The organism is Acidocella aluminiidurans, from assembly GCF_055383125.1.
The window spans coordinates 1,510,982-1,529,334 of the sequence record NZ_AP031589.1 but is presented as its reverse complement, the minus strand read 5'-3'; the positions used below and the strand labels follow the sequence as shown (position 1 = coordinate 1,529,334).

Here is an 18,353-nt window from a genome sequence, read left to right as displayed (position 1 = left end):
AACTTTCTGAGACCAGCTATCGAATGGTTCGCGTCAACGGACAAGGAGGCACTTTGCAAGCACCAGATTACCAAGCAGAAACCGCCCAATGCGTGTTCATCGGTCGCATGCTGGGCCGGGTCACCGACAAATGGACGGTATTGATCGTCCGCGTGCTCGGGCGCGGACCATGCCGCTTCAATGCGCTTCGCCGCTCCACTCTGCGCGATCTTGAGGAGAACGGGCTCGTCTCCCGGACGGTGACGCCGGTCAACCCGCCCCAGGTCGAATATGCGCTCACCGACCTCGGCCGCGACTTCCTGCGTCCGATCCGGGGACTTGCAGAATGGGTGCTTGAGAACGCCGCCCGTATCGAGGCGGCTCGCGCCGATTACGCCGCCCGCGCATCAACTTGAATGACGCGCGGCTTCGCCTTGCGCCGCGGAGTTCTTGGCGGGGTGTCTATCGCTTTCTCAGCGGGTTGCCGGCGCATTGCCGAAACCCACGACGCTCGACCGCCAGCGCGCGTTCATGGTTCGGCCGCCGGCCGGGGACCTACACGCGCCGACTCCCATTGCTATTGCGTATGGGTTTGCACAGAGGCGAGAAATTGCGCCGCGCGCTCATAAAGGGGTTTGGCTCTCCAGCGCGGCGAAAGCCGTGGGTGAGATCCCGGTGAATCGGGTGAAGGCCGTGCTGAAAGCGCTTGGCGACTGGAAGCCGATGGCGAGGCCGATCTCGCCGATACTTTTGTGGCCGCGACGTAAGGCATCTTTCGCAACGGCCATGCGCCACTTCTGAAGATACCCGATCGGCGCCATGCCGACGATGCTCCGGAACCGACTCGTGAGACCGGATCGCGAAACACCGCAAATACGCGCCAGGTCAGCCAGCGTCCAGTTCTTTGCGCTGTCCTCATGCATCGCTGCCAACGCGCGGGCGATGATGGGATCGTTCAAGCCAGCTAAGAGACCTTTGTGCTTTCCGGCCATTTCCGGGACGACGCCGCGTAGAATTTCGACAAATGTCAGCTCCATCAGGCGCGTGATGACGAAGTCGCTGGCGGCTCTTGGTTGCGACGATTCCGACAGGTTCAAGCTCAGCAGACAACGAACACGCCAGGAGGAGGTGGTGTCATCATTCGCGATATGAACGAAGGAAGGTATCAGCCCTGCAAGCAGATCCTCATTCGCCGTATCGAAGACGAAGCGTCCACCCCGCAATATCACCGGCGCTTCCGAGCCCGTGCCGACCCTTAGAAGCGTTTTGCCGGTCGCAGAGACCATCGCCTCGCTGTCCTGAGGGACGACCTGGGAGTCTGACGCGAGGACAAAATCGTGGTCGGCCCGGATGAGCGCGAAGTCGCCTTGGTCTAGCAGGAGCGGTGCACCGCCCGGCCGGATCAACTGGCACGCGCCGCGTTCCAGCCAGCAGAACAGAAGGTCGCCCCGGCTGCGGAACGATACTGCCCACCGACCATGGCCCTCGATTCCGCCCCACAGCGTGGCGCGCGGGCGAAGCAACTGGATGAGATCGAAAAATGGGTCCATTTTGGCCGATCGATAAAGATAAATGGCGTTGTGATTATCGATCGAATGATTAGATCAAAGTAGCATGCGCCTTCAAGAGGGAGATCAGACAGCTCAACCCCTCTGCGAAGGGATAAATCATGTTGCAAAACAAGCGAGTTGTGATCCTCGGCGGATCGCGGGGCATCGGCTTTGCGGTGGCTCAAGAAGCCGTCCGCGAGAGGGCCCATGTCGTCATCGCCTCCAGCCAGGAAGCGAATGTCGCGAGCGCCGTCGGGCGTTTACCAGAAGGAAGCGCCACGGGTGCGGTCATTGATGTGAGATCGGTGGAGTCGGTCTCGGCATTTTTCGCGGCAATCGGTGCGTTCGACCATCTCATCTTCACCGCCGGCGAACCCCTGCCGTTCGGTAAGCCCATCGCTGAGATCGATCTGGCGACGGCGCGTGGTTTTTTCGAATTGCGCTATTGGGGCGCGGTCGCTGCCGTGAAGGCAGCGCGGCCACAGATGCGCGACGGCGGGTCCATCGTGCTGACGAGCGGAACCTCGGCCCGCCGGCCGCCAGCTGGTTTTGCCTTCGCGGCAAGCATTTGCGGGGCGATCGAATCCCTGACCCGCGCGCTCGCGCTTGAGTTCGCGCCCTTGCGGGTCAACGTCGTGATACCCGGAATGGTCGCCACCGATCTGTGGTCGGGGGTACCGTCCGATGTGCGGGACCAAATCTTCCGTTCGATGGCGGCCAAGCTGCCTGTCGAACGCATCGGCGAACCGGAGGATGTCGCGGAAGCGTACCTGTCGTTCATGCGCAACGCCTATGCGACGGGTCAATCCGTGATCGTGGATGGTGGAGCTGTCCTTATCTAGCGCCGGATCATGACGCGCCCGGCGGCGTGCTGCCGAAGGCAGCGAGCCAGAGCGGCCATGCGGCGCGATGCCAGATCAATCTGCCGACCTTGTCGTCATGGCGCCGATGACGTGAGCAAGCCATTTCTTGGTGGTGGGGCGAATTGAAAGCCAAGTCCTTGGTCTTACAAAAAGATTGGTTTGCGAAGACCGCCCAACCCCTTCCAATGCCCTCAAGCAGGCTAGCTCTTATCGATACGGGCCGCGCAGCACATCCAGGAAAGCCCCGAACACCGGCCGCATCTGCAGTCGTGATGGATAGTAGAGGTAGAACCCCGGGAACGGTGCCGTCCACTCAGCCAGCAGGTTGACCAGCCCACCCGACCCCACGTGCAGGGCCACGTCACTCTCGAGCAGATAGGCGATGCCGAGCCCATCGAGCGCGGCGTCGAGCATCAATTGCGGCTCGTTGAATGTCAGTGGTCCCGGCACGCGCACTTCGAAGGCGAGGCCGTTCTCTTCAAACTCCCAGGCGTAGATGGCACCGCTTGCTACCATGCGGTAGTTGATACAGCGGTGTTTCACGAGATCCCGGGGCTGCCGGGGTGTCCCGTGACATGCAAGATAGGATGGCGCAGCCACCACCGCCAACCGAAGGTCGGGGCCGACCTTCAGCGCGATCATGTCCTGCTCGATCTTCTCGCCAAGGCGAATGCCGGCATCGAACTGGCAGGCGATGACGTCACGAAAGGCATAGTCGATCAGGACTTCGATGGTCGCATCCGAGTGCGCGGCCGAGAAGGCGGCTAGCATCGGCCGGATGACCATCTCGTAGGCCTGACGCGTGGCGGTCAGGCGCACGGCGCCCGAGATGCTGCTCCGCTTGAGCTGGAGGCGGCCCACAGCGTTTTCGATGCGCTCCAGTTCCAGGCCGATCGATTTGAGCAATTCCTCGGCCGCCTCATTGACGGAGACGCTGCGTAATGCATATTGTCCGGTGACCGGTTTGGGACGGGCGTTCGTGGGTTTCTGACAGCCGAGCCTCGGCCTAACCCCCCCTTCTTCTCCACCAGAAACGGGCGCTCACCTCAATGGCGTCGGCTAACGACCTCTGCCGGGATGCCGATCTCGAAAGGCTGCCGCCCTGCATCTGGGCTTGCCGTTACCGTGTTCCGTTCCGGCGGGGCGTGCCTATACGACCCCGCTTGTGATCGCGTCCGCGCTAAATCGTGGCTATGCGAAGGCCGCGCGATGGGCCCTGAGGAATTCGATGACCGTCCTGGTGCGCACCGGGATGCGCCCTTCCCGCCGCACGATCGACATCCGCATGGGTTTGCCGGCCCATTCGGGCAGCAGCGGCATCAGTGCGCCGACGCGAACTGGTTCCGAAACGAGCCAGCTTGGCGCCCAGATGATGCCGATCCCGGAGACCGCAGCGGCGGCTGCGGCGCAGGCATCGTCCAGGACCACTGCGGGACCAGCGGAGACGCGGATGTTTTTCGGCGCGCCTGTTTGCGGGTGCGCATACCGCCAGGGCTCTACGATACCGGTACGCTGGTTGCGAAAGCCGATGAGATCGTGGCCCTCCAGATCGTCGGGTATCGACGGGGTGCCGCGTCGGGCAAGATAGTCCGGCGCGGCGCAGGTGACCCAGGGAAACTCGCACAAGATCTGCGCGCGATGCCCCGGAATACCGTCCAGTGGCCCGCTGCGGATTGCCAGATCGACAGCCTCGTCCGCGAGATCGACCAACCGGTCGCTTCCGCGCAAGTCGAGTTTGATCTGGGGCAACGCCGCGTGGAACTGCGGCAGAAGCGGCACCAGGCAGGTTGTGAGGACAGCCGTCGGAGCGGTGATGCGCACCCGACCCGAGACGCCATTCCCCGACGCAGCACTGATTGCCGCGTCGGCCGTCTCCATACTCCGCAGGGCCTCCCGCGCCAGCGGCAGCAGGCGTTCGCCATCATCGGTGAGCGAGACGGCGTGGGTGGAACGGTTGAGCAGACGGATCGTCCTCGCCTGCTCAAGCCTGCCGATCGTCTTGGACACGCCAGAGGTCGTCATGCCTAGGCGGCGCCCCGCCGCCGCGAAGGACCCTGTCTCGGCGACGGCCAGGAAACAGGTCAGCTGGATCATCGTCAGGGCTGCCGGTGTGGACACGATGTCAACACTATCTCGACACGGATGGCGCTTCAAGCCGCCCTGCAATCCGACGATATTGCGGTTCATTCCAAGGAGTTTTCCGTCATGAACATGATCCACGCGCAACCCTTTCTCGACGCGATGCATGCCAGGGCGCCGGCGGCGCTGGAAGACCATCTCGACCCAGACGTCACGCTCAGCAGCCCGTTCGTCACCGATCCGTTCGTCGGCAGGGACGCGGTTGTCCGCGTCTTGACGGCTTTGCTCGCCGGGGTCGACGAATTCGAGACCACCGCGATCGTCGCCGGGGAAAACCGGACGGCCGTCATGCTTCGCATCCGTGCCGGCGAGGCTCAGGTCACGGGGGTCGATGATATGATTGTCGGCGAGGATGGGCGCATCATCAGCATGACAGTGCAATGGCGTCCGCTGGCCGGCATCGTCGCCATCCAGCAAAGACTGGCACCGCTCGTCGGTGTGCCCGCGCTCGAACTGGTCGAGCAGGGACGCGGCTGATATGACCGTTTCCCTCAGCATTCCTCGGGAGACTCCCGTGCCGCCTTCCATGCGCCCGTGTTCCGCGCCCGGTTCGCGTCGAACGCCTGGCAAGAGAGCAAATCTCGTCAGGCCGCCCGCCGAGAGTGCCATTGCGGACTGGTTTGTCGATGCGGATCTGGTCGACGCCTATGCCATCACGCTGCCCGATGGGGCGCCCCGTGATATCGACGCCCTGGCGCGCGAGGCACTGGAACATCCGCCGGCCTGGTTTCGGGCGTTGCTTGGCATTCGCGACGCTGTCGTGTCGGTGGGTGGCGTAAAATCCTCCCGGCGGATACGGAAGGATGCCGCGTCCGAAGGTCTCGCGACCGTGGCGTTCTTTCCTGTTCTGTCGCGTTCGGAGCGGGAGCTTGTGCTGGGGGAAGACGATCGGCACCTCGATTTCAGGGCCTCAGTCCTGGTAAGGGTCGCGGCGGACGGCGAGACGCGCGACCTTATCATGACCACGGCCGTGCGCTGCCACAATCTGGCGGGTCGTTTGTACCTCATGGCGATCGCCCCGTTCCATCGCCTTATCGTCCGCAGCAACGTCGAACGCCTTCTGGCGCGCTGACCCTTCGGAGGCATCCGCGTCAGGCGGGCGGCATAAACGCCCCATCCGGAAACGATTTCTCAACGACGTCGAGGAAAGCGCGCACCTTCGCCCCGACAAGCCGGCGGGAACTTTGCAGCGCCCAGAGCTCGACTGGAGGTTCGGACACTGGTCCCCAAAGGGCGAGGCGCCCCGCCGCGATATCGTCGGCGACCAGCATTTTGGGCAGCACCGCCGCGCCGGCGCCGGCCAGCACCGCATCGCGCACCATCAACAGCGATGACAGGCGCAGCACCGGCTTCGGCCTGACGGCGATGTCGGGTCCCTGTGCGACGCGGAGCCGCCAGGTGATATCCGGCGGCGTCGTGGTCAACACCACCGCCCGCACGGTGGGCTCACCCATCGTCGCCGAATGGCACGAGGCGCGCGGCAGATCCGGCGGCGCCACGATCAAGCGCTCATCGTAGAGAAAACGTCGGCCGACCAGCCGGTCGTCCGGCGCCGGATCAACCCTGATGACCAGGTCGTAGCCGTCCTCCACCGGATCGACCTTGCGATCCTCGGCGACGATCTCGAGCTGAACCGCCGGATAGGCCAGGGCGAAACGCGCGCCGATCCGGCCGAATGCCATGTGCGCGATGACGACCGGGATGCTGACCCTGAGCCGACCGCGCGGGGCGGAAGCGCCCAGCACCACCGCCTCGCCAGCTTCCGCGATCTCGTCAAGCGGCCCACAGGTGCGTTCATGCAGGGCGCGCCCCTCTTCGGTCAGGCGCAGTTTCTGCGAGCCGCGCTCGATCAGCCGCACGCCGAGACTCTGCTCCAGTTCCGCGACCTTGCGCGACAGCGTCGCCTTCGACCGGCCGGAAACCCGGCTGGCGCGGCCGATGCCGCCATGGGTGGCCACCAGATTGAAATCGGACAGGGTTTGCAGGTCCATGGGGTATTCCGAATTTGGGACGATCTGTTTCAGTCATGGCGGTTTCTGGCCAAAAATGGAACGGCTATTTTGCTCCTTATCGCGGATGGTTTTCCGCACCCCACAAGAGGAGTACCCATCATGGCCATTCTCGTTACAGGCAGCACCGGCACCATCGGCGCCCAGGTCCTCACCCATCTCCAGGGACGGGGAGTGGATGTCCGGGCGCTCACCCGCTCGCCCGGCAAGGCGTCGCTCCCCTCCGGCGTGACACCGGTACGCGGCGACCTGGCCGATATCGACTCGGTGCGCGCGGCACTCGATGGCGTCAGCACGCTCTTTTTGCTTGTCCCCAACGTCGCCGACGAACTGACCCAGGCCATGCTGACACTGACGGTCGCGCGCGAAGCCGGCGTCAAGGGCATCGTCTATCTGTCGGTGTTCAAGGGCGAGACCTATGCCGACGTGCCGCATTTTGCCGGCAAGCACACGGTCGAACGGATGATCGAGGCGCTGGATCTGCCGGCGACAATCCTGCGTCCGGCCTATTTCATCCAGAACGATCTCCGCCAGAAAGACCCGCTGCTCAAATTCGGCGCCTATGCCGCGCCGATCGGGTCGAAGGGCGTCTCAATGGTCGATATCCGCGATATCGGCGAAGCCGCCGCCATCGAACTGCTCCGCCGCGAGCAGGCGCCCGCACCGATCGGCCGCGAGATCTATGAGCTGGTTGGCCCGGACAGTTTGACCGGAGACGGTGTTGCGGCGATCTGGAGCACCGCGCTTGGCCGCGCCATTCGCTATGGCGGCGACGATCTCACCGTGATGGAGCGGCGGATGAAGGCCATGCTGCCCGTGTGGCACGCGCTCGACCTGCGTCTGATGTTCGCGCGCTATCAGGCGGATGGTGCGACCGCGTCAGCTGCCGACATTGCTCATCTTGCCAGGCTGCTTGGTCGCGCCCCACGCTCTTATGCAGACTTTGCCAAAGATGCCGCGACCCAGTGGGCGCAGGGCTGAGTGCCAGGCCAAAGATCAGACAAGGAGACGGTTCATGACCGACATTCATCCCCTTCTTCCCCAGGACGCTGCGGCTGTGGCCACGATGCGGCAGGCTGCGTCACCTCATAAGGGCGAGGTCATATTATATCTACATCGATACATATATCAACCTCAGGTTGCAATCAAGTTTTATAATATTGTTAGGTATTTCATACTGCGCTACGACGAAGAGCATCCGATAAAACATAGTAACACCTTGACTTTGAATTTGGTCAGCCCGGCGCTGGTCTTGGCCCATCCGAAGACCTCCTCGATGCGTTTTCGGCAGCTCTGGCTGATCTCATAGCCGGGATGGCGCAGCTTGCGGTTGTCGATGGCGGTCTTGCGGCGTTTGCCGGTTTTGGAGATGGTGCCATTGAGGGCGATATGCAGCGTCACCTTGCGCGCGCGCAATTCACCCTGAAGTCAGCCACGTCATAAGCCTTGTCATGGCGTTCAAATCTTACGGTGCTGGGCGATGTAGGCCCGCAGTTCGGCGGGTTCGAAATATAGCCGCTCATTGATGCGGACCGGTGTGAGGGAGCCGTCAGCAACGCCGCGACGGATTGTGACGGCCGAGACGCCGAGGATGCCAGCTGCGGCTGAGAGCTTGATCAGCTTCTCCAGCGGCCGGTCAGCCCCAGCGCTGGCTTGGGCCGGGAGAAAAGAACGGAAGGTCTTGGTCATGGTATGCGTCAGCTGAGTCCCGCCTTGTAGGGTTTGTTTAGCTCTGCCTCTGATCCTTTTGATCAATGGGAGAGATTGCGTTGGCGGACGGTGTTGAAGTTGCGACTATACTCCGGAGCGCTCCGGAGCTGGGTTACGAGGTTCTTTCTGGGGTTTCGAAGCGTCGGAGCTGGAGCACGGAGGAGAAGCTCCGGATCTTGAGCGATAGCGAAACTCCAACACCGACGTTCGGCGTGAGATCGTCGGCCTGCACATCGGCCCGTCTGAGGCGGAGACCTTATGATCGACCTTTCTCAAGAACTTGGTCAATATCGAACTTTATGACATAATAAGGCTAGGTTATGATGGTGCCGCTGCCAGTCTGATGGATCGCGCCAATCCCGGCTAGGATCAGGCGCGTGCCATCATTAAGGATCAGGTTCATCGAACCACCTGAGACAACCTCGCTGCTGACCGATAGGCCGGCAGCCAGCACTAGCTGGCCGCTGAAATTCCCGATGAGGTCGGTGCCGCCGCCGCCGGTGACGGAGTACAGATCATTGCCAAGTCCGGCACCAGTCAGGGTTTCATTACCGACTGCGGAGACAAGAGTATTATATCCGCCACCACCTCCAATCAGAACGTCGTTATTGCCACCAGCCTTGAGGAGATCACCTATGCCGCTGCCGCCATTCAAACTATTATTTCCAGCGTTGCCGCCGGAGACGATGTCGTAGTTGCTCAAGCCGCCGAACAACGTGACGGCGGTGTTGCTGCCTGCTGCCATGATCGTGTTCGAGCTGCTGCTACCGGCGATGAAGGTAAGTGACTCATTGCTGTTGTCGTTAGTGGCTCCGATCTTGGCACCGGTATCGTCGGTAGCGCGAACGAAGGCGCTGAAGGCGGCGGAGATCGTAGCGGCACTCCCCTCGACATTGATCAGGCTGACGCTGTCATTGGCGCCGTTCAGCAGGATGGCGTTACCGCCATAGACCTGGTCGGTGGCTGTGATACTGTCCTGGCTACCGCCCAGCGTAGCATTGCTACCGCCTGCCAATGTCAGTGCGGCACTGCCCGCGAGCTGCATCAGCTGATCCTGACCGCCTAGATTGAACTGGCCACTTTGAACGGTAAACTGGTTCTGGACCATGCCAGCGCTATTGGCAGTCGCGTAGCTCCAGGGATTGGCGTCCGACACGGTAGCGTTACCGCTCAGATTGACGAGATTATTTTGGCCCTGTAGCGTCAGGCTGAGATTGCCGCCACTTATCGTATTGTCACTGGAGGTCACATACAATACCGCACCACTTCCAGCACTGATCAAATTTTTATTTGAAACGGCTAATATTGTATCCGCACCGTAAACCGAGATTTTACTCTGTAATATCGAGGCTCTAGTATTTATTACGAACATATTTCCAGCTCCTTTTACGGAGACTGTATTTATGGAGTTACTCGAAATAAAACCGGAGCTAGTATCGCCGGCAACGTTTAATTCATTGCCGAAACCGGTAGAATGATCATTTTCTACGAAATAATCACTGCCCCCTAAATTAATTACATTAGAAGAAGCGTTTCCCGAAAAAGCGACATTGTTTACAAGACTTGCGCTCGCTGCTTGTACTGTGTTGTTACTGCTTGTTACAGTTATACAGGAATTTTTTCCCACGTTAATCAAGCCGCCAACGCTATCGGCTCGAATGCTTAGACTAGATGCGGCACCCAAATTCTCTCCAACTATTTCTCCGGTACCTGCTATTACTGTGTCCTGCGCATTGGCCGCTGCCGTAACAAACACTTCCCCCTGTCCACCGAAAATTAAATCGTTTCCAAATGACAACACCGTATCGCTGCCCGTCCCGCCGGTAATGATGTTATTTGTTCCTGATTGGCTTTGGATGAGTGCATTACCAGATGCTGCAACGACCGTCGAGTTACCCGAGCCAAGGAGTGCGGTAAGATTGCCGCCATTATTCGCTGCGCAATTCAGCACAGTCGTTCCGCTTCCGCCTTGGTAGGTCAAAGATCCTTGACCGGCATTTATGGTTGAAGCCCCAGCCCCTCCTGTAATTGAGGTGCTTGCGCCAGAGACCTGCACATTAAGCGATCCCGCTCCACCTTCAATCGAATCATTTCCAAACGACAACACCGTATCGCTGCCCGTCCCGGCGGTAATGATGTTATTTGTTCCTGGTTGGCTTTGGATGAGCGCATTACCAGATGCTGCAACGACCGTCGAGTTACCCGAGCCAAGCAGTGCGGTAAGATCACCGCCATTATTCGCTGCGCAATTCAGCACAGTCGTTCCGCTTCCGCCTTGGTAGGTCAAAGATCCTTGACCGGCATTTATGGTTGAAGCCCCGGCCCCTCCTGTAATTGAGGTACTTGCGCCAGAGACCTGCACATCAAGCGATCCCGCTCCACCTTCAATCGAATCATTGCCAAACGACAACACCGTATCGCTGCCCGTCCCGGCGGTAATGATATTATTTGTTCCTGATTGGCTTTGGATGAGCGCATTACCAGATGCTGCAACGACCGTCGAGTTACCCGAGCCAAGCAGTGCGGTAAGATCACCGCCATTATTCGCTGCGCAATTCAGCACAGTCGTTCCGCTTCCGCCTTGGTAGGTCAAAGATCCTTGACCGGCATTTATGGTTGAAGCCCCAGCCCCTCCTGTAATTGAGGTACTTGCGCCAGAGACCTGCACATCAAGCGATCCCGCTCCACCTTCAATCGAATCATTGCCAAACGACAACACCGTATCGCTGCCCTTCCCGGCGGTAATGATGTTATTTGTTCCTGATTGGCTTTGGATGAGTGCATTACCAGATGCTGCAACGACCGTCGAGTTACCCGAGCCAAGGAGTGCGGTAAGATTGCCGCCATTATTCGCTGCGCAATTCAGCACAGTCGTTCCGCTTCCGCCTTGGTAGGTCAAAGATCCTTGACCGGCATTTATGGTTGAAGCCCCGGCCCCTCCTGTAATTGAGGTACTTGCGCCAGAGACCTGCACATCAAGCGATCCCGCTCCACCTTTGATCAGATCGTCGCCGGACGAGAATACCGTACTACTACCGAAGCCAAGCACTATGACGTTATGTGTTTGAAGACTGGTTTCAACAAAGCATTCCCCTGAAAGGCAAAATACAGTCGAATTTCCTGCTCCTAAATTTGCATCAAAAATTCCTCCATTGTCGGCTGCTGTTGTTATGTAATTAGAACCAGACCCCCCAGTAAAATATAAATTTCCTTGTCCTCCTACCACCGTCATCGCGCCCGCACCGCCAGTTATCGACGACGTTGCCTCACCAGCTTCAATGAGAGTTTGGCTAGAAGATTTGGTCAGCTGTGCATTAACCGTAAATGATCCGGTACCACCGGCGACAGTAATATCACCATTGGGCGAAAGGACGATATTTGAGAAACCTGCGTTTGCCGAAATGTATTCGCTAGTCGAACCTCCAAGTACTGTGTTGCTTCCTCCGTTGACGAAAGCAGCACTCACTGTAGATCCCATAGCAATTATATTTTGCCCACCAGAGCACACTATCATTTCGCCTGACAGAGAAAGTCCGCCTGACGGAGCTTCAATAAAGCCGGCGGTAATTGTCTGAACTAAACTAGAACTCGTCTGATTATTCGCATTCCAAAGAATTGGAATATACCAGCTTAAATTGTTGCCAACTCCATCATTCGCATTAATCTCGATTGCATCGTCAACCCCAATGCCATTCGTGCTATAGGTCAGATGCGAAAGAACATCATTTACCTCTGACAAGCTCCCGTCTAAAACGTATGCCGACTGCCCCCCAGAAACGGTTGAGTACTGGACACAAACGGAGTCGGAAGAGGTAATCGTTCCAAATACTGACGTCAAAGTGACGCTAAAATTTGCTTCGTCTGCAGTATTGGAATCAAGTATCTGTGGCGCTGATGTGCCGGTTAAAAGTTCTACAGTCGAAGAAATTGATATATATGGACTTGATACGACTTCTAAAGGCGGAGCAATGGGAGAACCTATTACGGAATCATTCCCGGAAACCAGATTTCCGCCGGCAGTAGCGGTGCCTGTAAATCCCCAAGACGAAATTGCATTTTCTGATGCCGTTCCGTTTCCCAGCACCGCATTATCCACCGTAGTCGGATCAATATTCCAATCAAAAATTTCATTAGACGAGGTTACGCTTCCGTCTACCAAAACCAAATTTCCGGATACATTCCCGTTCGCAGTAGTGATCGACGTTACGTAAGAATTGTCCGCTGAAGCAGAATCAAAAAGAGAAGCACTACCGCCGGCATAGATATTGTCAGTTAAGGTAGCGCTCTGAACATTTGCAGTGTAAAATCCACCGGTTTGATTGCCCAGACTGTTATCTATATTTCCCTGCTGAGTAACGTTTTGCTCTGATGTGTGTCCATATGGATAAAGTGGATCGGCTGCTATCGCAGAGGTAGCTGGACCACTTCCAGTGATGACATTTCCAATCAGACCGTCATTTGTTGTAGTGCCGTTTGAATTAACGCCTGGATCAGACGCATATCCGTTAGCACTCGCATTTAACTGGATAGCGCCCGTTGAGCCTAAAGGATTTCCGTTAGAATACTCCCAAATAGTGTTGTTTTCCTCGATTAAGTTTGACGGCCCGCTCCAACTATCAATTGCGACTGGTGAGCCAATTATCACATTTTGCGCAATAACAGCATTGCTTGTATCAATAAGTGAAAGTCCGGAATAGCCGCCTATCATTATATTTCTGTCAACAGAAATATTCGAAACGTCCGAAAACCATATTGATCTAGATACGTATCCATATGGTGACGAGGCACCAACTTCTGCATACGTTCCGTTCTCAACAAAATTCATCCCTGATATAGTGATGTTCTTGTCGACTATCGGCGTCGATGTATCACCAACTGCATATTGAGTCGCAAGAAGTGGTAACTGTGGGACGACCGTCGTAGTTGGATTTAGGTACGCATTATTCGTAATCGTAAGAAGATTAAGTTGGCCCCCATCCATAGCTTGTACGGTAGTTGTGCTACCGTCAGTGTTATTAATAGTCCAATTTTCGCCAGTAACTTGTTGATCAACATTTTCAAAGAGAGAGTTTCCCGAAAAACTCCCAATCGCACCTAAAGTCGCATTGTTTCCGATGACCGAAGTGTTGCTACCAAGATATACAGTGCTACTGGCGCCATAACAGCCTGGGTTGAATAAAATGGTGATAGTTGTACCTTCTGGAATTGATCGTAACTCCGTGTTCAATAGCCGAGAGATGTCCGATAGCGGAGAGTTTGTATAGCTGCCAGCTTCTCCTATCTGAATTGTCACTGAATTTACATTTGATCCCTGAGATATATTTAATTCTCCACCGTTTAATTCGATCGAGTGAATCGTCGATCCCGGTAGAACATAAAGTGTTGCTCCACTTTCCACCGCGATATTATCTATGCTCCCGGATATTAATCCCAAATTTCCATTGGAAATTTCTGTGATATTCGATCCCTGATTAATGGCACCGGTAGATTCATTAATATCGATAATGCCTTGTCCGAGAGGCGTTACACTAGAACCAATCACTTCTCCTCGGGCAAGATCGACAATCACACCGCCTGTCTGAATAGTTGGATTAATAATTGATCCTCCAGACGATACGAGAACAATTCCTCCTTCTTTGACCAATGGATTAGATGACGTGCCGCCATTGGAAATGATCTGAAGCCCCCCCTGCTGTATTGTAGAATAGAATGCTGACCCTCCTGACATGATGTTTTCGATACCGGAGGACGAAATATTCGTATGCTCGGCATATCCGCCGCTCGTCACATTCTCTATCCCTCCATTTGAAATATTCGTACTATCGGAAAATCCGGCAGGTTGAATAATGATGGTGCCCGAATCGACTTGAAGATCTGTCGATATACCGCCCGACAACAAAACGGTACCGTACTGTGATACCGTGTCTGATATAAGAGTTGCACCAGCTTCACATACGATAGTCGAATAGTCAGCAATATTTACGTTACTCACAGTAGATTGAGCAGTTGCGTAGATAGAGGCTCCAAAAGCAATGCTCGTGCCAGATAGAACGTTACCGAAGTATTCGGTCGAGGCATTTTCGATATTTGAAGACGAAAAGCCGAAAACGCCACTATCGATAAGTTTTCCTGAGCCGGAGACGTTTAGCGCACAACCTCCAGGCAGCACTACAATTGTTCCTCCAGATTCTATCGTTGCTCCATTTATCGTTCCTCCAGCTTCCACAAATAGCTGGCCGCCATTATCTACCGTAATTCCTTGTGCGTAGCCGCCATTATACACCACAGCTCTTCCTGAAGAGTCGATTTCAGCGCTTTTTGAAATGCCTTGTTCGTAAATTTCTAAAATCCCCCCCGAGGAAATTGTAGAATTGTAAGCCTCTCCACCAGACGAAACGATTTGCTTTCCTTGCGCGAAAGCCGTTACGTTTGAGCTTGTTCCAACTCCCGCGCCACCTGATACGAGAGCGGACACAGACAGCCCTCCGTCAGAGACTAGCTCAGCTCCCCCGGCCAGAATTGTCGATCCTACCGATGTTCCCCCTGCATCAACTTGCTGAATTCCGTTGTACTCTATTATAGAATATCGTACTTCGCCTTGAGCGTTCACAAAAACACCCGACCCTGCTGACACCGTTACGTAGGCAGCGATACCGCCGGCGGATAAATTTAATATCGGATCATTTAGTTGGCTGCTGTCGTCGACCATAAGTGCGGACGAGACAGTACCCGATCCGATAACATCGAGTGTGCCTCCAAAGCTAATCGTGACCAAATTGATTGTTGTAGTAATCGTTGCTTCGGATGTGAAGATCGTTGTCAACGCCGGTCTCCAAAGAAGTGGAGGCAGCGTATTGCGACCTGATGTGTTCTCGATGAATGAATGTTAACGAAAAATGCTTAACGGTTGGTTCATTATAAAAATGACCTTCTTATCCACTTGTTAAGGAGCCTCTAAGCAAGCTTTCGGTATCAATGACACATTGTCTGATTATGTAGTGTCGCTGGTTTTGGCTTTTTTGCCTGACTGATTTCTGGCCTTTCGCCTCTCTGCGGGAGGGGCGAAGGGTGTTTTGGGTCTGTTTATCTGGGTAACGAGCGTCTTCTAGCCATAAACAAATTGACCAGGGCGTACCTGCAGAACAGACGGTCAGCGTTCTTGTTGATCACCCGGTAACGGACCTTGGTGAATCAGAATACGCGCTTCACTAGGCCAAAACAGCGTTCGACCCTGGCACGGGCCTTCGACTTGCGGCGTTTTTTGGCTTTTTCAGCCTCGTCGGTCACGTCCTTGACCTTGCAACGACGGTTTGTGAAATTCCTAGCCTGGGACGCGCAGTGGCGGATGGCCTCGCGTTGGCCGTGATAAGCCTGATCGTCCCAGACGCGTGTCTCATCACCATGCAGAAGGTCTTCCAGCATTGTACTGTCATAAGCATTCGCGGGCGGAGGGGCCAACGGAGAGATGGCCGGGCCCGTGGCGCCGGCGCAGGCATGAATGCGGCAATCAACGCCCACTCGGCATCGGTAAGGTCGCTTGAATAGCGCAGCTCATTCAGGCAGTAGTAACCGTCAGCTGCCCCCCGCCTTGTAGGGTTTTGCACGTTCTGCCTCTGATCTTCTGATTATTGGCGGAGGGTTAGCGTTGGCGGACGGTGTTGAAGTTGAGACTATGCTCGGGAGTGCTCCGGAGTTTGGTTACGAAGTTCTCCCTGGTGTTTCGAAGCGTCGGAGCTGGAGCGCGGAGGAGAAGCTCCGGATATTGGCACAGGCTGCGGCGCCGGGATCATCGGTCAAGTTGGCTTGCCGGGGACATGGGGTCAGCAGTGGGCAGTTTTACACGTGGCGTAAGCAGTTCCGTAGCGGCGAGCTGACGGGATTTGTGCCGGTGTCGGTGGCGGCGGAGCCACCATCGCTGCCAACACCTGCTCCTGCACAGGACGCCTTGCCCCCGCCATCAGCGCCTGTTCCTGGCCTTGTCGAGGTTGAGCTACCGGGCGGCATTCGGCTGCGGATCAGCGGTGAGGTCGAGGCAGTGGCGTTGCGGCGCATTCTGTCGGCGCTGCGATGATCGGTCTGCCAAGCCATGTCCATATCTACCTGGCCTGTGGGGTGACGGACATGCGCAAGGGCTTCGACACGCTGGCGGCGCAGGTGCAGACCATGCTGTGCCTCGATCCGCATGACGGCGCGCTGTACGTGTTCCGCGGCAAGCGCGGCGATTTGCTCAAGGTGCTGTGGTGGGATGGGCAAGGCTTGTGCCTGTTCTGCAAGCGACTGGAGCGCGGCAAGTTTCTCTGGCCGCAGGCGCGGGATGGCTCGGTGCTGCTGAGTGCGGCGCAACTTTCCATGCTGCTGGAAGGCATAGACTGGCGCGCGCCGATGCGCAGTTTTGTTCCCGAACGGGTCTGCTGATTCACAAAAACCCGCGATCTTCACTGAGAATCTTACTGGACTCGGCGGCAATGGATGCCACCGCCGAGATCATTCATCTGCGTGCCCAACTCGCCGAGCGCGAGGCAGAGTTGACGGCGGCGAACCTGCTCATCGAGCAGTACAAGGCGCAATTGCACAAGCTGCGGCGCATGCAGTTCGGGCGCTCCTCCGAGGTATTGGACGCGCAGATCGAGCAGCTGGAATTACAGCTCGAAGACCTCGAGGAGACCGAAGCCGCGCGGGTTGCGGCATCGCCTCGGCCACGGCCGGTTCGAGCCCCCGCGGTGCGCAAGCCCCTGCCGGCGCACCTGCCGCGCGAGGAGGTGGTGCATCCGGCTGGCGATATCTGTCCCGCTTGCGATTGCACACATCTCTCCGCGCTGGGCGAGGACGTCACCGAGGTGCTGGAGAAGATCCCTGCCCGGCTGAAGGTGATCCGCCACATCCGGCCCAAATTCTCCTGCCGGGCCTGCGAGACGATTATCCAGGCGCCATCGCCCGATCTGCCGATCGAGAAGGGCGGCCCCGGTCCCGGCCTGCTCGCGCATGTGGCGGTCAGCAAATATCTCGACGGCCTGCCTCTCTACCGGCAATCCGCCATCCTGGCGCGCGAGGGTGTGGAGATCGAGCGCGCCACCCTGGCCGATTGGATCGGCCATACCGCCTGGTGGCTGGCGCCGCTGGCAGTGCTGATTGGCGCACATGTGCGGATGGCGCCGGTGCTGCACACGGACGACACGCCGGTGCCACTGCTGGCTCCCGGCCTGGGCAAAACTCGTACCGGACGATTATGGGTGTATCTGGTGGACGAGCGAAGTTGGCAGGGGCCACGTGCGCCGGCCGCCTGGTACCGCTTCAGCCCCGACCGCAAAGGTGAACGCCCGCGCGAGCATCTGGCGGGATACGAGGGCACCATCCAGGCCGACGCCTATGGCGGCTATGAGGGGCTGATCCGTGAGAGTGCGGCACCGGGCCGCAACGCGCCGCGCATCGAGCACGCCGCCTGCTGGGCGGAGTGGCCCAAGGTTCCGCGTGCGAAGCACGTGGAATGGCCGCGGAGGGGCACGCCCGGCGAAAATTGTTCGATGAGTTCGAGCGCACCAAGTCACCCATCGCCGAAGAGGCACTGCGCCGGATCGGTGAGCTCTACGCGCTAGAGGCAGAGATCAACGGCCAAAGTGCCGAGCAGCGTGCTCTGGCCCGGCAGGAGCAGGCGCGGCCGCTCTTGGATGAGCTCCGGCGCTATCTCAAGGAGCAGAATGCCAGGCTCTCGGCCAAGAACAACCTCGCCAAGGTTCTGCGCTATGCGCTCGGCCGCTGGGACAGTCTGCGCCTCTACACCACCGATGGCCGCATCGGCATCGACAATAACCCCGCCGAGCGTGCCCTGCGCACGATTGCCATCACCCGTAAAAACTACCTGTTCCTCGGCTCCGAGGCCGGCGGTGAACGCGCCGCCATCATCTACACCGTACTGGAGACCGCCAAGCTCAATGGCCTCGACCCGGAAGCCTATCTCGCCAATGTCATCGACCGTATGGCAAAGGGACATCCCGCCAACAGGATCGCAGAACTCATGCCATGGAAATGGGCCGCCACGGCAGAAAATCACCTAAGCGCGGTCATTGGCTGACGGTTACAGGCAGAATCGCGCACGGGCGGTTTCA

The 18,353-nt window shown here is 57.5% G+C and carries 14 protein-coding genes and 3 pseudogenes; 8 read left to right on the top strand and 9 right to left on the bottom strand.

Annotation, left to right across the window (positions count from 1 at the left end; genetic code table 11):
* Positions 1-53: 53 nt before the first annotated feature.
* Positions 54-395, top strand: a complete 342-nt coding sequence (locus ACZ46S_RS07730) for a winged helix-turn-helix transcriptional regulator (protein ID WP_464064021.1) — start codon at positions 54-56, stop codon at positions 393-395.
* 207 nt (positions 396-602) lie between these two features.
* Here the strand turns inward: ACZ46S_RS07730 and ACZ46S_RS07725 are convergent, their stop codons facing one another.
* A complete protein-coding gene (locus ACZ46S_RS07725) occupies positions 603-1,529 on the bottom strand; it encodes a helix-turn-helix transcriptional regulator (protein ID WP_464064020.1) in 927 nt (308 codons plus the stop codon).
* 119 nt (positions 1,530-1,648) lie between these two features.
* Between ACZ46S_RS07725 and ACZ46S_RS07720 the strand changes: the two genes are divergently transcribed.
* Positions 1,649-2,371 carry an SDR family oxidoreductase gene (locus ACZ46S_RS07720; protein WP_464064019.1) on the top strand — a complete coding sequence of 241 codons (723 nt, stop codon included), beginning with the start codon at positions 1,649-1,651 and terminating at the stop codon, positions 2,369-2,371.
* Between the two features lie 228 nt (positions 2,372-2,599).
* Here the strand turns inward: ACZ46S_RS07720 and ACZ46S_RS07715 are convergent, their stop codons facing one another.
* Positions 2,600-3,298 (bottom strand): LysR substrate-binding domain-containing protein, encoded by a 699-nt coding sequence (locus ACZ46S_RS07715; protein WP_464064018.1) that lies wholly within the window; start codon positions 3,296-3,298, stop codon positions 2,600-2,602.
* Positions 3,299-3,583: 285 nt separating this feature from the next.
* Entirely contained in the window at positions 3,584-4,579 is a 996-nt protein-coding gene (locus ACZ46S_RS07710) for a LysR family transcriptional regulator (RefSeq protein ID WP_464064017.1), read from the bottom strand.
* Between the two features lie 18 nt (positions 4,580-4,597).
* Between ACZ46S_RS07710 and ACZ46S_RS07705 the strand changes: the two genes are divergently transcribed.
* Positions 4,598-5,008 carry a nuclear transport factor 2 family protein gene (locus ACZ46S_RS07705; RefSeq protein WP_464064016.1) on the top strand — a complete coding sequence of 137 codons (411 nt, stop codon included), beginning with the start codon at positions 4,598-4,600 and terminating at the stop codon, positions 5,006-5,008.
* Between the two features lies 1 nt (position 5,009).
* Positions 5,010-5,603: a DUF2867 domain-containing protein gene (locus ACZ46S_RS07700; protein WP_464064015.1), complete on the top strand. Its 594-nt coding sequence runs from the start codon at positions 5,010-5,012 to the stop codon at positions 5,601-5,603.
* Between the two features lie 19 nt (positions 5,604-5,622).
* Here the strand turns inward: ACZ46S_RS07700 and ACZ46S_RS07695 are convergent, their stop codons facing one another.
* Complete coding sequence (locus ACZ46S_RS07695; RefSeq protein ID WP_464064014.1) at positions 5,623-6,522, bottom strand: LysR family transcriptional regulator; 900 nt, start codon at positions 6,520-6,522, stop codon at positions 5,623-5,625.
* A gap of 120 nt (positions 6,523-6,642) precedes the next feature.
* Between ACZ46S_RS07695 and ACZ46S_RS07690 the strand changes: the two genes are divergently transcribed.
* The gene (locus ACZ46S_RS07690; RefSeq protein WP_464064013.1) at positions 6,643-7,521 is read left to right on the top strand and encodes an NmrA/HSCARG family protein; all 879 of its coding nucleotides are present in this window, start codon (positions 6,643-6,645) and stop codon (positions 7,519-7,521) included.
* A 237-nt stretch (positions 7,522-7,758) separates the two neighbouring features.
* Here the strand turns inward: ACZ46S_RS07690 and ACZ46S_RS07685 are convergent.
* The 5 genes and pseudogenes from ACZ46S_RS07685 to ACZ46S_RS07665 form a co-directional block, all read right to left on the bottom strand.
* Positions 7,759-7,991 (bottom strand): annotated as a pseudogene (locus tag ACZ46S_RS07685) (transposase); the annotation flags it as partial.
* A gap of 7 nt (positions 7,992-7,998) precedes the next feature.
* The gene (locus ACZ46S_RS07680; RefSeq protein WP_464064012.1) at positions 7,999-8,229 is read right to left on the bottom strand and encodes a helix-turn-helix domain-containing protein; all 231 of its coding nucleotides are present in this window, start codon (positions 8,227-8,229) and stop codon (positions 7,999-8,001) included.
* A 334-nt stretch (positions 8,230-8,563) separates the two neighbouring features.
* Positions 8,564-15,073 (bottom strand): beta strand repeat-containing protein, encoded by a 6,510-nt coding sequence (locus tag ACZ46S_RS07675; protein WP_464064011.1) that lies wholly within the window; start codon positions 15,071-15,073, stop codon positions 8,564-8,566.
* Between the two features lie 368 nt (positions 15,074-15,441).
* Entirely contained in the window at positions 15,442-15,768 is a 327-nt protein-coding gene (locus ACZ46S_RS07670) for a transposase (RefSeq protein WP_464064010.1), read from the bottom strand.
* Positions 15,717-15,854, bottom strand: a pseudogene (locus tag ACZ46S_RS07665) (transposase); the annotation flags it as partial. The pseudogene ACZ46S_RS07665 and the gene ACZ46S_RS07670, both read right to left, overlap by 52 nt.
* A gap of 68 nt (positions 15,855-15,922) precedes the next feature.
* On the opposite strand from ACZ46S_RS07665, the gene tnpA reads away from it, so the two are divergent.
* The 3 genes and pseudogenes from tnpA to tnpC all read left to right on the top strand — a co-directional run bounded on the left by tnpA (position 15,923) and on the right by tnpC (position 18,319).
* On the top strand, positions 15,923-16,321 hold the full coding sequence (tnpA, locus tag ACZ46S_RS07660; RefSeq protein WP_464064271.1) for an IS66-like element accessory protein TnpA: 399 nt from the start codon (positions 15,923-15,925) through the stop codon (positions 16,319-16,321).
* Positions 16,318-16,665 carry an IS66 family insertion sequence element accessory protein TnpB gene (tnpB, locus tag ACZ46S_RS07655; RefSeq protein WP_464064009.1) on the top strand — a complete coding sequence of 116 codons (348 nt, stop codon included), beginning with the start codon at positions 16,318-16,320 and terminating at the stop codon, positions 16,663-16,665. Before tnpA ends, tnpB begins: the two co-directional genes overlap by 4 nt.
* A gap of 50 nt (positions 16,666-16,715) precedes the next feature.
* Positions 16,716-18,319, top strand: a pseudogene (gene tnpC, locus ACZ46S_RS07650) (IS66 family transposase).
* The last annotated feature ends 34 nt before the right edge of the window (positions 18,320-18,353 follow it).